This window comes from Shewanella sp. GutCb (genome assembly GCF_002836135.1).
Lineage (GTDB): Bacteria > Pseudomonadota > Gammaproteobacteria > Enterobacterales > Shewanellaceae > Shewanella.
The window spans coordinates 75,662-90,394 of the sequence record NZ_PJBL01000021.1 but is presented as its reverse complement, the minus strand read 5'-3'; the positions used below and the strand labels follow the sequence as shown (position 1 = coordinate 90,394).

General features: G+C 45.4%; 15 protein-coding genes and 1 tRNA gene. 7 read left to right on the top strand and 9 right to left on the bottom strand.

Going from position 1 to position 14,733, the window contains the following annotated elements:
* Window positions 1-38 precede the first annotated feature (38 nt).
* The 7 genes from mepA to CXF86_RS12960 all read right to left on the bottom strand — a co-directional run bounded on the left by mepA (window position 39) and on the right by CXF86_RS12960 (window position 8,942).
* On the bottom strand, window positions 39-920 hold the full coding sequence (mepA, locus tag CXF86_RS12990; RefSeq protein ID WP_257985345.1) for a penicillin-insensitive murein endopeptidase: 882 nt from the start codon (window positions 918-920) through the stop codon (window positions 39-41).
* Window positions 921-1,463: 543 nt separating this feature from the next.
* Window positions 1,464-4,721 carry an efflux RND transporter permease subunit gene (locus CXF86_RS12985; protein ID WP_101090292.1) on the bottom strand — a complete coding sequence of 1,086 codons (3,258 nt, stop codon included), beginning with the start codon at window positions 4,719-4,721 and terminating at the stop codon, window positions 1,464-1,466.
* An 11-nt stretch (window positions 4,722-4,732) separates the two neighbouring features.
* Window positions 4,733-6,046 carry an efflux RND transporter periplasmic adaptor subunit gene (locus CXF86_RS12980; RefSeq protein ID WP_374702337.1) on the bottom strand — a complete coding sequence of 438 codons (1,314 nt, stop codon included), beginning with the start codon at window positions 6,044-6,046 and terminating at the stop codon, window positions 4,733-4,735.
* 25 nt (window positions 6,047-6,071) lie between these two features.
* Complete coding sequence (locus tag CXF86_RS12975; RefSeq protein ID WP_102039168.1) at window positions 6,072-7,388, bottom strand: TolC family protein; 1,317 nt, start codon at window positions 7,386-7,388, stop codon at window positions 6,072-6,074.
* 355 nt (window positions 7,389-7,743) lie between these two features.
* Complete coding sequence (locus CXF86_RS12970) at window positions 7,744-8,181, bottom strand: hypothetical protein (protein ID WP_101090294.1); 438 nt, start codon at window positions 8,179-8,181, stop codon at window positions 7,744-7,746.
* Between the two features lie 138 nt (window positions 8,182-8,319).
* Complete coding sequence (locus CXF86_RS12965; RefSeq protein ID WP_101090295.1) at window positions 8,320-8,496, bottom strand: DUF3012 domain-containing protein; 177 nt, start codon at window positions 8,494-8,496, stop codon at window positions 8,320-8,322.
* Between the two features lie 86 nt (window positions 8,497-8,582).
* Window positions 8,583-8,942, bottom strand: a complete 360-nt coding sequence (locus tag CXF86_RS12960) for a SpoIIAA family protein (RefSeq protein WP_101090296.1) — start codon at window positions 8,940-8,942, stop codon at window positions 8,583-8,585.
* A 192-nt stretch (window positions 8,943-9,134) separates the two neighbouring features.
* On the opposite strand from CXF86_RS12960, the gene arfB reads away from it, so the two are divergent.
* From arfB to CXF86_RS12935, 5 genes are all read left to right on the top strand, one after another.
* On the top strand, window positions 9,135-9,557 hold the full coding sequence (gene arfB / locus CXF86_RS12955) for an alternative ribosome rescue aminoacyl-tRNA hydrolase ArfB (RefSeq protein WP_101090297.1): 423 nt from the start codon (window positions 9,135-9,137) through the stop codon (window positions 9,555-9,557).
* Between the two features lie 86 nt (window positions 9,558-9,643).
* Window positions 9,644-10,096, top strand: a complete 453-nt coding sequence (aroQ, locus tag CXF86_RS12950) for a type II 3-dehydroquinate dehydratase (RefSeq protein WP_102039167.1) — start codon at window positions 9,644-9,646, stop codon at window positions 10,094-10,096.
* 15 nt (window positions 10,097-10,111) lie between these two features.
* Entirely contained in the window at window positions 10,112-10,570 is a 459-nt protein-coding gene (gene accB / locus CXF86_RS12945; RefSeq protein WP_101090299.1) for an acetyl-CoA carboxylase biotin carboxyl carrier protein, read from the top strand.
* Window positions 10,571-10,669: 99 nt separating this feature from the next.
* Window positions 10,670-11,332 carry an SDR family NAD(P)-dependent oxidoreductase gene (locus CXF86_RS12940; RefSeq protein WP_101090300.1) on the top strand — a complete coding sequence of 221 codons (663 nt, stop codon included), beginning with the start codon at window positions 10,670-10,672 and terminating at the stop codon, window positions 11,330-11,332.
* A 100-nt stretch (window positions 11,333-11,432) separates the two neighbouring features.
* Window positions 11,433-11,786: a hypothetical protein gene (locus CXF86_RS12935; RefSeq protein ID WP_102039166.1), complete on the top strand. Its 354-nt coding sequence runs from the start codon at window positions 11,433-11,435 to the stop codon at window positions 11,784-11,786.
* 9 nt (window positions 11,787-11,795) lie between these two features.
* Here CXF86_RS12935 and CXF86_RS12930 read toward each other — a convergent pair whose 3' ends face one another.
* On the bottom strand, window positions 11,796-12,437 hold the full coding sequence (locus CXF86_RS12930; RefSeq protein WP_101090302.1) for a DsbA family protein: 642 nt from the start codon (window positions 12,435-12,437) through the stop codon (window positions 11,796-11,798).
* 289 nt (window positions 12,438-12,726) lie between these two features.
* On the opposite strand from CXF86_RS12930, the gene CXF86_RS12925 reads away from it, so the two are divergent.
* Both CXF86_RS12925 and CXF86_RS12920 read left to right on the top strand, forming a co-directional pair.
* On the top strand, window positions 12,727-13,161 hold the full coding sequence (locus tag CXF86_RS12925; RefSeq protein ID WP_101090303.1) for a DUF3859 domain-containing protein: 435 nt from the start codon (window positions 12,727-12,729) through the stop codon (window positions 13,159-13,161).
* A gap of 85 nt (window positions 13,162-13,246) precedes the next feature.
* A complete protein-coding gene (locus CXF86_RS12920) occupies window positions 13,247-14,113 on the top strand; it encodes an AraC family transcriptional regulator (RefSeq protein ID WP_101090304.1) in 867 nt (288 codons plus the stop codon).
* 524 nt (window positions 14,114-14,637) lie between these two features.
* Here CXF86_RS12920 and CXF86_RS12915 read toward each other — a convergent pair.
* Window positions 14,638-14,728: transfer RNA gene (locus CXF86_RS12915), tRNA-Ser, on the bottom strand.
* Window positions 14,729-14,733 lie beyond the last annotated feature (5 nt).

Genomic DNA, 14,733 nt, shown 5'->3' with positions numbered 1-14,733 from the left:
CGATGCAGGGCTTTTTTTATTGATACTGAAGGTAAGGGTTATTTAGCTGCACTATAGTCGAGTAGCTGTGCACACTGCTTTGGCTTAACCTTTTCTTTTTTCTTTTTAGCCGTTTTTACGGACTTTTTAGAGGTGGATTTAGGCTTGGTTTGAGTCATCTGTTGCTTCCACCAGCTCAGTTCATTACAGCCATTACCCTTAGGTATCGGGGCCTGATTAATGCAGCGAGCATCACCTTCAGGACAATGCAGCCTTACATGCATATGATAAGTATGCCCCCACCACGGGCGGACTTTACTAAGCCAGCTATCATTGGCCAACTCCATATTGCATAAGTGTTGTTTAATCACCGGACTAACAAAAATACGCGCTACGCGGCTGTCTTCAGCTGCCAATTTCAGCATGCGAGTATGCTCGGGCAGCCATTGCTGATTATCAAGCGTGAATTGCTTAGTATTAACGATATCAAAAGGCTGTGGTTGCTCTCGCTCTGCTACCGTTAACGGTTGCTCAGTCAGCTTAAGCCAAATATCCACATCTAGCCCTATTTGATGGCTTGAATGACCATGGCTGAAGTTACCTCCGCGTGGCATAGACATATCCGCAATTAATAGATCGCTATGGTCATTTTGTTGAAAGTCACTGGCAAAGTCAGTGATAAATGAGATAAGTAACGGATGACCATAATAGCGCTGTCGCTGGGTGCGAATAACTTGGAATCCCTCTCCAGACAAAGGCAGTGCCTCCGCTCCAGCCAAGCAACCATTAGCATAACTGCCCATCGCGGCAACACTTCCTCCATAAGGAGAATCTGCTTGCTCCCATTGATTAGCTGACGAGGAAAAACAAACCACAACCAGCATCATACTAAGCAAAGGTAATATTCGCCTAGCTTGGCCTATATATAAACACTTACGCACCTTTCCCTCCATGTACAACAAACCTTTATACTGCAGAATACCGCTCTAAGCTTAACTCATAACGCTCTATTCGCTAGATCACTTGATGGGTTTTTTATTGTGCTACTGCCTTGCCAAAAAGACACTTAACAAACGTTAGGATTAGCTGATAAATAACAACTGGAAAGTGGAGAAGTGCGGGAACTGAAATGAGAAAATACCTTAGCGTCCATCTTTAAACCGCCAAAAAAAGCGGAGCAATCCTGCTCCGCGTACTAAATTTACCAGTCGCACATTAGCCAATGATGAAGCAGGTTAGGCAACCTCGCCGTAATGCTAGTAAACAGCCAACGCTTTTGACTCTTTCACACCGCAACGCCTTAATCATAAGCCCAATGCCGTAACGACCAGCAAGCCGTAACGATAAAGGCTGAATAAGATACTCAGGCAGACTAATGCTGTGTATCTCACTTTCAACCTCCTGCAGCAGCCTTGCCAAAGAAAAATCTTTGTTTAAAGTAGATTTGCCCCAGCTAAAATCCGCTTAGGGCGTTTGAAGTATGACTAGTCGAGCGTTTCAAAATCCTTACTTAGACCTGAATCGTTAGTCTTGCTACGGTTTTGATACAACCAGCGGTAAAGTGTGGGTAATACTAGCAACGTCAGTGCAGTTGAACTGAATAAGCCACCAATAATAACTATGGCTAAAGGTTGCTGAATTTCGCTGCCAACACCCGATGAGATTAAGATTGGGATCAATCCTAGCGCCGAGGTCAATGCCGTCATTAATACCGGACGTAGACGACCCACTGTCCCCTCATATACCGCGTCATAAAGTGACGCATTGGTTTCAAATTTAACACTAGCTCGACGCTGATTTATCGAATCCACCAGCACGACACCATTCAGTACTGCCACACCAAACAAGGTAATAAAACCAATCGAGCTCGGTACGGAAAGGTAAGTACCGCTGGCATAAAGCGCAACAACACCACCAATCAATGCTAAAGGTACGTTGGCCATAATGAGCGCCACTTGCTTAATCGAACCAAAAGAGAAGTACAGCAACAGTGCTATCAACGCTATTGAGATAGGCACTACCAGCATGAGCTTCTGTTGAGCACGCTGTTGGTTTTCATATTGCCCACCCACCACAACGGTATAACCCGGTGGAAGTTCCGCTTGTGGAACCACAGCATAGATATCATCAACCACTGAGCCCATATCGCGGCCAGCAACGTTAGCTTGCACCACTACGCGGCGCTGCACGTCATCACGACGAATGTTTGGTGGTGCCATTTCAATGACAACGTCAGCAACCTCTCCTAGACGAACCGTTGCGCCACTCACTCCGGTTAACAGCAAGTCACGCAAGGCATCAGGAGAGCTACGATACTCTTTCGCTAAACGCACATTAATATCATAACGTGCATTACCATCAATCACTTGGCCGGCACTCACGCCACCAATACCTTGGCTAACCAGACTCATGACTTCATCGACGCTGATACCGTAACGCGCTAATAGATCACGCTTCGGACGAACGACGAGCTGTGCTTCACCGCTTACTTGCTCCAAAGAAACATCAACAGCGCCAGGGATTTTAGCCACTAGGTCGGTTAACGCTTGGCCACGCTCAGACAGTACGTCCAAGTCTGGTCCAAAAATCTTAATCGCTAGCTGAGCTTTGACACCTGACAGCAGTTCATCTACACGGGTTGCAATCGGTTGGGAAAAAGTAAACAACAGACCAGGATAGATACTGAGTTTATCTTCCATTTTACGTTGTAGCTCTAAGCGTGTTTCTGCATGCTCCCACTGATCTATCGGCTTAAGGCCAATATAGATCTCGATATTGCTCACCGGCTCCGGATCGCCACCGAGTTCAGGGGCACCAATACGGCTTAGGGCATAGTCGACTTCAGGGAACTCAAGCAACATAGCTTCCAGTTTTGGTGCAACTTCCAGAGAAGTCCCTAAACTGGCAGTGGGTGCTAGCGTCACACGTAAGTTAATCGTGCCCTCTTCAAGTTCAGGTACAAATTCAGTTCCCAATCTTGGTAGTAGCATCATGCTCATGGCAAACATCACCACAGCAGTTATAACGACCACTTTAGGACTGCCCATTGTGGCGGTCAACAACTTGCGATATACCGCATCAATAGGTTTGAGTACCACACTTTCTTTGAGTGTCACACCATGCTTGAAGAGATACACCGCTAGTGCCGGTACCGCGATGAGCGCGACAAGGAGTGCCGAGATCATGGCGAGAATGATACTTATCGCCATCGGTTGGAATAGCTTACCTTCGACACCTTCTAAGGCGAATAAAGGGGCAAACACCACGATAATAATCGCGGTCGCAAAGAAGATTGGACTGCACACTTCTTTAGCTGCCAGCGTGATCCGCATCGCGATACCGCTACGCTCATCCAGCTCAAGACCATCTTCACCGGCATGGTGCGGATCATCCTCACCCGATGCACGTGCTTGCGCATCAGCTAAGTGACGTCGGTCTGGTTGGGTAAGGTGTTTGAAAATATTCTCAACCATCACCACTGAGCCATCGACCAACATACCAATCGCAACCGCTAAGCCACCGAGTGACATTAAGTTTGCCGACATACCAAAGTAAGACATCACCAGTAATGCCAAACCAATAGAGACTGGAATAGAGAGCAGTACTAACATGGTGGCGCGAATGTTGACTAAAAATAACGCTAAGATCACCACGATAAACACAAAGGCCATTAACAATGCATCACGCACTGTCTCTACTGCTCTGTTGACGAGATCCGCTTGATCGTAAAACACCTCAAATGATACGCCATCAGGTAGTGCCTGCTCTATCAATGCGGTACGCGCACTAATATCATCAATGGTTGCTTTGGTGTTCGCACCCATTCGCTTAAGCACCACACCCGCAACAACTTCACCCAAGACTTGTTTATTACCCGCCTCATCACGGCGAGTCATGGTTACTGCGCCAACACGAATTTCGCTGCCGTACCCAACATTAGCAATATCACTCACTCGTACCGGTGTGCCACCAACTTCAGTGAGTGGGATTTGCTTAATCGCTTTTAAACCCGCGTCGCCCGCTGGAAGTAAACCATAACCGCGCACCACTAGCTGTTCTTGGCCTTGGTCCATAAACCAACCGCCCGCGTTACGGTTATTACTCTCTAATGCGCTCGTCACCTCTGCCATCGATAAGCCGTAGCTGCGCATCTTGTTGGGATCGATCTGAACTTGATATTGACGAACTTCACCACCAAACGATAAGACTTCAGTGACGCCGCCAACGGGCATCAAAATCAGCTTTACCAGGTAATCGTTTAAGCTTCTAAGTTCCGACGCGTCAATACCAGAACCTGGGTCTGCACGCAAAATGTATTGGTAAATTTGCCCTAAACCAGAGGTGTTGGGACCAATTTCCGGTACCCCAACCCCATCAGGGATCATCTCTCTGGCGGCTTGCAACTGTTCAAATACTTGCTGACGAGCAAAATAGATATCAGTGCCTTCCTCAAATACCACGGTCACAATCGATAAACCGGTACGAGATAGAGAACGCACTTCGGTTACCGATGGCAGCGCGTACATTGCCGACTCAACGGGATAACTAATTAACTTCTCAACTTCTTCAGCAGCAAGTCCTTCAGCCGCCGTATTGATGGTTACCTGTACATTGGTAACATCAGGAAATGCATCTAAATTTAGATTTGGCAGCATAGCCACACTGGCGATTACCGCGCCGACGAGTGCAAGCACCACCATCAAACGGTTGCGGATCGCCGCATCAATTAATTTCTGTAACATAGCGACCGCCTTTAGTGATTGTGAATATCGAAGCCAGACTTCGCTTGCTCAGAAGCTAAAAAGAACGCTCCAGAAACCACGACTTTAGAACCTGACGCTAAACCACGCACTAGGTTCATGCCACGTTGACGTTCAATAACCTCAACCTCCTGAGCTTCAAAACCATCTTCATCTTCAATAAACACCTGCCAGTCGCCATCGCCACCACGCGTCAACGCCGCATCAGGCAGTATCACCCCACCTTGTTGCGCATCGGGTAAATAAAGTTCAGCAAACTGTCCGGCGTGTAATACATAGCCCGCATTTTCAAAGCTCACTAAAATTTGCTCGGTACGCGTCACACTATCGAGCTCATGTGAGCGACCAATGATCTTGGCGTTTAGACTTTTATCTCCCACTTTCACAATCGCTTTAGTGCCTATGCTCACTTTCTCAGCTTGCGCTGGTGTAAGCTCAGCTTGCACCCATAAATGCGACTCATCAGTCAGCTGCATTATTGCAGTACCCGCTGGAATAATCTGGCCTAACATGGCTAAGTCCTGTTGAACTCGGCCATTGATCGGCGCTAACAGTTGATAGCTGCCGATGGTTTCTGGGCTTGATGCCAATGCCTTTATCTGCTCAGATGTCATCTTCATCGCTTCAAGTGTGGCGCGCTTAAGCTCAGCATCGACTTGGGCTTGTAAGCGACGACTGGCACTTACTGCACTTTTACTCATGCGTTTAACTCGACTCCACTCCGCTGCGGCATTAATGTAATCAGCCTGTGCTTGAGCCACTGCGACCCCCCCTAAAGTCAGCAAAATATCACCTTGCTTAACTTCTTGACCTGGTACCACATTGCGCTTTTGGACGCGCACATCAACTTGTGGTGCAATGGTAACGGTGCGGTCGCGATCAACGACTAATGTTGCCGTAGCAACGGCTTCTAAACTAAAACTCTGCTCGGTTAACGTCACCACCTCTATCCCAGCCAATTCACGCTGTTCAGTGGTAAGTTTTAGCGCATCGAGCCCATGCTCTTCTTCTGTTTCTGCTTCACCGACAGCATCATGGCCGTGACCATCGTCTGCTTTAATGCCAGTGCTTACGTCCTTGCTAGCTGAAGTTTCTTCTACACTCTCTTGCTCATGGGCATGCCCTTCACCTGCCGTTGCCACTAGCGGCATAATAAACGCACTGCTTAACGCCATGATTAAACCAAAGCTCATTGCGCGGGTAATCGCATTTAATCCAAAAACACCCTTGTTAGCGCACATGTTGAGTGAAGTATTCATTTTTTCTACCGTCATCATATTATTGGTCTTAATATTAGTGATTTTCATACTATTGCTTTCCATAATCAGGCCCTTACTTAACCGTGGTACGCGCTGTTTGTGGAAGCTGGCTATTGAGGTAATACTCAAGTTGGCCACTTGCTCCCATCCATGTCAGCCAGTTTTCATACAGGGCTGATTCCAAAGCGAGTCCAGCCAAATAGCTATTGCTCATCTGTCTTTGGCTTTGTAAGTAATCACTGGTGTTAATATCACCGGTTTTCCATTGCTGCGCTAAGCTCTTTGCCGCCGCCAAACCTGAAGTCAGTACCAACTCACGCCAATCTTGATAATGCTGAGTGAGTCTAGGTAGGCTTAAAGTAAACTGCTTTTGCTGCTGCAGTAATACACGTTCTTGTGCAAGGTAAGTTTGCTCTGCAATCGTGATCCCTTCATTAGCCACCGCAATCACTTCGCTGTAGTTATTTCTAAACTGCAGCGGTATTGACACACCAACACCGACTTTATTTTCATCGCCTTCTCTCTCAGCACTTAAGCTAATAGTGGGGTCTGCGGCGTTATCGGATTGGGCCTGTTTAGCTGCCACTTTAGCGACTAATACTTGCTGATACGCACTTTTCAATGCCGGCAGTTCAGGAGATACATCGACCTTGCTGGCTTGAATAGTTAAGGTATTTAAGAAGTCAGCAAACGGTAAGTTCACCTCTCCAAATAACCCTAAAACAGCACCATCTGCCGCAATTGACGCTTGCTCAGCTAAGGCGTAAACAGCAGCATTACTGGCGACCTCAAGTTGCATTAGCTGCAACTCAACATTAGACAAATCGCCCACTTCTGTACGTTGGCGGGCAATATCCAGTTGAGCTTTCGCGAGTTTGAACTGCTGTTTTTGAAATTGAAGAGCTTTTTTAGCTTGGGCTTGATTCGCTAACGCTTGCAGACGTTCAGCCAACATTTGACTGCGCTCGAGCGTAATATCAGACAGCAATATTTCGTTTTCGAGTTGTGCCATCCGCATTGCAACACCACGCTTGTCTCCCCAATCGATGGTTTGGCTGATGTCGAGCGTATAAGTATCGTCTGATGCTTCAGAGTCATTTTTTTGATAGCTCATGCCCAATTCTGGGTTATAAACCGCTTTGTCTGCGGCTTGAACACTCAATTGAGCCTGCTGACGTCGTGCGCTTTGCGCTTGGATTTCTGGCAGTGCGTTAAAGCTCAGCATCACTTTAGGCAGCCAGTCGCTAAACTGGCCAGCCTGGTGACTTGATGCGCTGATTTGTGAGGCTGGCATTGCGGCCATTAAGTCTGCTTCTGCTGCTATTACTGGTGAGGTTACGGCACTTGCCCAACACCCGAGCAACAGAGTAGCGATTATGGTTTTTTTCATCGCGATTCCTATCAATCCGACGATATTCTCTATTTTAGGTTTACCTCAGAGATCCATAAAATGAATGCTCAAAGACACCTTTAATTGGAGAACAATTACGTCAGATATCATACAAATCACCTACAACTAAAGCGTTGTTGGTCGATCTGTATCAATCTTTATAAGAGTAGTATGGAAGCGCCATTTGATGCATTACCCGTGGTGATATGACTCACTAAAAGTAGTCTGCTAGGCACTTTTCACACTAAATAAATGGTAAAGATTCAGCAAAGATTAAATACAACTGCAGGTTAGCGACGAGAGCAAAGCGCTATCATCGTGACTCAGAATTTTTGTATTTTGGTGCTGATAGGGATCAAACTATAGGAGGGCGGTAATCTTGCAATGGTACAGGTGGTAGATATTGCTTATTACTGGCATGCAACATATCGTCGACTGGAATGGCAGGTGTTATCGACGCAATTGACATTGCGGTGACATGACCACCATGACAAGGGCAATCAAGACACAAATCAAAACTCTTCGACTCTGTCTTAACAATAGTATGTTTATGCAATGCAGAGCCTTGTTCGCTAGCTTGTTGCTCTAGCGAACAGGTACAGTCATCAATACATTGCACTAATGTGCTGACTTCAGCATTAAATTTGACGTGTGGGTGACATTCGCTCTCTTGCTCATGATCGCCTAAATGTAACTGGTGCGCGCCAAGATTTCCGCCTACAAATTGCAGGAGAACAATCGCGATAAGCACGGCTGTTAGCTTTAGAAGATGTTGAGGAGCAAATAAACGCAAACTTCACCTATCAATTGAATTAAAAAACATAGCGGTCTGCCAGATATGACCGACATAGTATCTTAAAGTTCACTTCGCACAACTTTTTATATTGCCCTTAGTGAACTTCATCGCATTTAGTGCCGCGGGATGATAGCGTTACTTAAATACACAATGTTTCGCATAATCAGTAGCTTCATTAGTGCTCCAGTCCCCAGACGGTTTCTCACTCATCTGTTGGCACCAGGCTTCACTACCCACTTCAGGCGCACAGGCGGTCATACCCATGGCCAACACTAACGCCAAACATGTTGCTGATAATTTTGACAGAGACATCTTTAATCCTTTTTATAGACTGAGAGCAAGTACTCACCCGTATTTATTCTTGGACTAGTATACCAATACCTATGCATATATAAACTCTAGGTACGCGCAGCAATCCAATCGATCGCTTGTTGTTTTTGCTCTAACGGGTACCACGCTACTTCACCTTGCATAAAGGGCCCTAGCAACCTAACGGCATTACCAAACCAGTCAGGGCCACCGACCAGTACCAAGGCCTCGAAATTGGGTAATTGCACCTTGCCACTTCCCGCTAACGACTCATGTTGCCAACCTTCAAGCAAGACATCTGCTTCAACGTATAAACACACTTTGCCATTGTTATCTCGGTATTTTTCAATCATCGGCTGCAATATTTGAGCGTAATCTTCAGTGGATAATCGACCACTGGCAAATAAGCTAATGACGCCTTTGGCGATATCTGGGATCTTACACAGCATATATAGGCTCCATAACGCTACACTTTAGTTTAAAAAGTCGTATCAATAATCGCTTGATGATAGCAAATCAAAATTGAAGGAAAAGCGGCTTAAGCCCTTATTTTAGCTTAAAGTCTGTTAACATTGACCTTCATCAAGCTTAGCATCGTCAACTTGGGCTTGAAATGAACCTTTTAGAGTAGGCATTATTCCTTGGCATTAATTAAAATATCCAACGCGGTTTCTATTCAAGACAACGAAATTGAATGGCAATTTATACGCTCCAGTGGTGCTGGTGGTCAACACCTCAATAAAGTATCTACTGCAGCGCAGCTGATTTTCGATATTAAGAACTCATCTTTACCTGAGTTCTACCAAGCACGTTTGCTCTCTAAAGCCGATCATCGCATCACAAAAAGTGGCAAGATAATTATCAAATGCCAACAGAGTCGTAGCCAGGACTTTAACCGTCAAACGGCGCTAGAGCAGTTTGTCGCTTTAGTTGCGAGTGTCGCTGTCGTACAAAAAAAGCGAATTGCCACTAAACCGACTAAAGGCAGCCAACGTCGCCGCATTGATAGTAAAAAGCAGAAAGGGGCAACCAAAGCCCTAAGACAAAATAAAAGTGAACATTGAACACTAATTTTAGTTCAACAACCTAGTGATTGATTTTAAATCAATCACTAGCGTACTTTAATACGGTTTATCCAAGGGGATTTTTTATGAGCAGCCAAGCCAAAATATTACTCGTCAATGGTCCTAATCTGAATTTACTCGGACGCAGAGAGCCCGGGCATTATGGACATCATACCCTTGAGCACATTGTTAATGGCCTAAAACAGCAAGCTGCTGATGCCAACGTGCTGTTAGATCATATTCAATCTAACGCCGAGCACCTATTAATTGAGGCGATACATAATACCGATGCCGATTTTGTCATTATCAATCCCGCGGCTTTCACCCATACCAGTGTTGCGCTGCGCGATGCACTTTTAGGCGTCGCAATCCCCTTCATCGAAGTGCATCTATCTAACGTCCATAGTCGCGAACCTTTCCGCCACCACTCCTATTTCTCCGATAAAGCCGTGGGGGTTATTTGCGGTTTAGGCGCTCAGGGTTATCAATTTGCACTGCAATCGGCGATCGCTCAGCTGAACACATCAAAACAAAAATAAGGTCACTGGCCCAATATGGATATTCGTAAGATAAAAAAGCTGATTGAGTTAGTTCAAGAGTCGGATATTGCCGAACTAGAGATCAAAGAAGGTGAAGAGTCGGTGCGTATTTGCCGTCACAGTCCGCTGCCTATTCAAGCTGGCGTACAAACATTTCTAGTCCCCGCAAGCAGTGTGGCCGCGCCGACGGCAGAGCCAAGTTCCAATACTGGCGCGAGCAAACACTATGATGATTTAGACAGCCATAAACTGCTATCACCCATGGTTGGCACCCTCTATCTGACGGATAAAAATACTGACAAGCCATTATGCTTTCTAGGGCAACAGGTAAAGCAAGGCGACATTGTTTGTATCATTGAAGCCATGACGATGATGAATCGTATTGCGGCGGATAAAAGTGGCACCATCACCGCTATATTAATCGAAGATGGTGAGCAAATAGACTTTGAACAACCACTGCTAGTAATAGAGTAATTCTACCTAAATACGCCTACAATTACGCTGGCGCAACACCTCTGCAACGAGCATATTCAGGTCGTTGTGTATAGACAGAATCAAAGGAAATAGACCGCGATGGTATTGATCACAGGTGCAAGCTCAGGTTTAGGCGCAGCGTTGGCGACACTATATAGTCAAGAATCCGCAGTTTGCATCAGCGGTCGTAATGCAGAACGTTTAAACACTCTCGCGGCAAACTTGGGTGCCAATGTCACCCCTCACAGCTGCGATCTCAGTAATGAGCACTCTGTCATCAGCTTATTTGATTCATTGCCACAAACGCCCTCTGTCATCATTCACAGTGCGGGGAGTGGCTATTTTGGTCGTTTAGAAGAGCAATCCGCAGCGGCGATAAATGCCTTGATCAGCAACAATGTCACCTCGGCAATAATGCTCCTGCGCGAGGCCGTAAAACGTTATAAAGATAAGCCTGTCACGGTGGTGATTGTGATGTCAACGGCCGCACAAATGGCTAAGGCTGAAGAGTCCACTTATTGCGCCGTAAAATGGGCGGTGCGAGGTTTAGTTGAGTCGGTTCGACTAGAGTTAAAGAGCCATCCGATGAAACTGATTGCGGTATATCCAGGGGGGATGGCAACATCATTTTGGGATACCAGTGGTAAATCCCTTAATACCAGTCACTTTATGAGCGCAGAAGAAGCCGCTCTGATGTTAAAGCAAGCCCTGACGGCAACAGAACATGGCTATATCTCTGATATCACCATTAACCGCGGATAATAGTGATACACGAATTAAAGCGTGAAATAAAAATAATGGAATCGTTTTCTATACTTATAAAAATTGATTTACATCACTCAACGTCCACTTAGGAGTATTGATGCGAAGTTGCCTTATATTCACCCTATTTACCGCACTGTGTTTATTTATAGGCTACCACGCTTATTTTTTCATTATGCCTAGCGTTGAGATCAACAACCAGTCCGGGCAACTACTGACCCGCGTTGAAGTCAGTCTCCCCAACAATAATCTGGTATTCGATAATATCGATCCGTCTAAAAGCATGCGTATTCACCACAGCACCGAACAAGTGGATGGTGAATATATCTATCGCATCCGGCTGTCTTCTGGTGAACAAATTAACGGCCGCTGCGGTTATGTTACCCACAACCAATATATGAAAGTACTCGCCTTAACCGTCAACAATGAGCACCACGTTAACTGTGTAGAGTAGCCCTAGCCACTAGACTTCGAGTTTGGCCTCTTTCATCAGCAGTGCAATTTGGTTAAAGCTGGTTGGTGCATTTTTATAATCCAACTCAATTAATATTAAGTCGCCATTTAGCGCCAGCACCAAAGAGGGAAAGCCCTGAATGGGTAACCGTCTTGTTTGACTTATCTCTTGCTGCAATCGACTTTTGGTTAAATCACTATTGAGCGCTTTAGCAAAAGCCTCACGATCCATTGCTAACTTGCTGGCGATATCAACCAATGTTGTATCATCTGAAGGGTTCTTCGCTTCAAGATAATACGCCTGCTGCACCGCAAGATAAAACTCGGCTTCTAGCCCTGCATCCCGCGCCAACAATATTGCACGACACGCTGGATAGGTGGCTCTTTTTGGCTGACACTCAGTCCAAAAATCAAAGTTAAATTGAGTGCCTAACTGCACTGAAATACGCTGCCATGTCTGCTGTAAAAAGACCTGCATATCTTGCGGCATCGGCTCGTCGGTATCGGCTGCTAGCCCGCCTAAACGATACTCAATAGCGAGGTCTGGGAATTGTTGTTTTAGTTGGTTTTCTAACAGTGACCATGTTGGTTTATAACCCCAACACCAGCTGCACATAGGGTCGTAGACGTAAAATAGAGTAGCAAGATTCATAAAGTTGACTTCATCCTAATTGAATTGAGAAGTAAGTAAGCGGCTTATGCAGTTTCAATCCATAGCATCAACACTACCTAGCTATCAAATTGATGATTATAAAAATGCTAATGTTCGATACATAAGTCCACATCAGATTACCTTGCCTGCTAAAAATGTCCACTCGAACAGCATTTTATGCTGTACAGAAATATTCACGTTTAATCCTATTAGCTGCGTAACATGAAAGTTGGCGCTATTTTGGGTATCCTTATTACCTCTTAAACTCTTACATGAAGACTTGCCACTCATGTCTAAACTCAAACCTGATGTCAATATCATTCGTAGCGGTATTTTCACCCAATGGGACGAAGACAGTGATGACTTGCCTAAATTGACGAAAGCAACGATACACGTGCCCGCTGAAGTCGACATTGAGTTTGGTTTTGTCGCGCAGATAAAAAAAGCCAAGAACCAAGTATTACGCTACTGCATATACCATCCCGACATTCCCGATGCCAACGGCGATATTCGGCCCCCCTTTGACGGTGAAGTTTACATAAAGTCTAATGACTGGAAGTTCTACATTGGCGACACCATCTGGGCACCAGAACACAATAAAGTCGGCAAATGGCGCATGACACTTGAGCTCAAAGGCAAAGTCATTGCCGAGAAAACCTTTAAAGTACACCTCAATGAAGAGGGTGACAAAATAGGTGCATTCTGGAAGCGACGCGGATTTTAACGATTAATAAACTAGTCAGCAATTTCGGTCAGGTAACGTCTGTGGTTCACTGTAATAATAGCTTCGCACTTGAGGAGAGATTGAAATGAGCCAGCAGACAAGCCAACACTATTCAGCCAAAATTGTCGCGATTTGCGATTATATTGCCCTGCATTTAGACGACGACCTAAATGTGCAACAGTTGAGTCAGGTGGTTCATTTTTCGAAATATCATTTTCATCGACAGTTTCAGGTTTTTACCGGGATCAACGTTGGGAGATACATCTTGATGATGCGTCTTAAAAGAGCCTCATATCGATTAGTATTTCATGCTAATGAGCGGATAACGGATATCGCGCTTGATGCTGGCTTTGAAAACTCAGAATCCTTCTCTCGTGCGTTTAAAAAGGCATTTATACAAACTCCATCTCAGTTTCGACTCACACCGAATTGGCAGCTGTGGAGTGACGAATATGAGAAAATGAACCTAACGAGGAATGATACTGTGAATATAGAATTAACCCATAGAGAAGAGACACAAGTTGCTGTATTGGAACACCACGGCGCGCCGCAAACACTCAACGACTCACTCCAAAAGTTTATTGAGTGGCGCAAAGCCACAACCGACTCTCCAGTGGCCAGCAGCCAATCGATAGGCGTGCCGTATAACGACCCCAACACTGTACCTGCCGAGCAGTTTCACTTTGACATTTGTGGCTCCCTCACCCAAGAGTTACAGGCCAATGATTACGGCGTGATCGCCAAAATGATTCCCGGCGGCCGCTTTGCCAAAATAAGACATTTAGGATCGCATCAGCAGATGGATGAAAAAATCTATCAATTCTACCGCGATTGGTTACCTACAAGTGGAGAGCAATTAAGAGATTTTCCGCTGTTCTTCCAATATATGAACTTGTTTCCAGCAGTCCCTGAAAACGAGCTGATTACCGATATCTATTTTGCATTGAAGTAGTGGCTATCGCCTTACACCAGAGCGATTAAATAGCGTTATCTTAATGTGGCGCAGAGATAGCTGGCTTTAAACAATAGGAACCCTTAGGGTTCAATTCGGCCATGTTTAAACACAAATAGCAGAAAAGCAAAAAGCCCTTAGCATTTCAGCTAAGGGCTTCGTCTTAATATGGTAGAGAGATAGCTGGTTCTAATCAAGAGGAACCTTAGGATTCTTATTTTCCCATACGAAAAAGGGCTACCATTTCTGGTAGCCCTTCATCTTAATGTGGCGGAGAGATAAGGATTTGAACCCTACGTGACTGCGCTACAAACCCTAAGCTGGCTCTAACTATCATTATCTTTCTTTTCGCATACGAAAAAGGGCTACCATTTCTGGTAGCCCTTCATCTTAATGTGGCGGAGAGATAAGGATTTGAACCCTACGTGACTGCGCTACAAACCCTAAGCTGACTCTAACTATCATTATCTTTCTTTTCCCATACGAAAAAGGGCTACCATTTCTGGTAGCCCTTCATCTTAATGTGGCGGAGAGATAGGGATTTGAACCCTAGATAGGCTACAAACCTATGCCGGTTTTCAAGACCGGTGCATTCGACCACTCTGCCATCTCTCCGAACG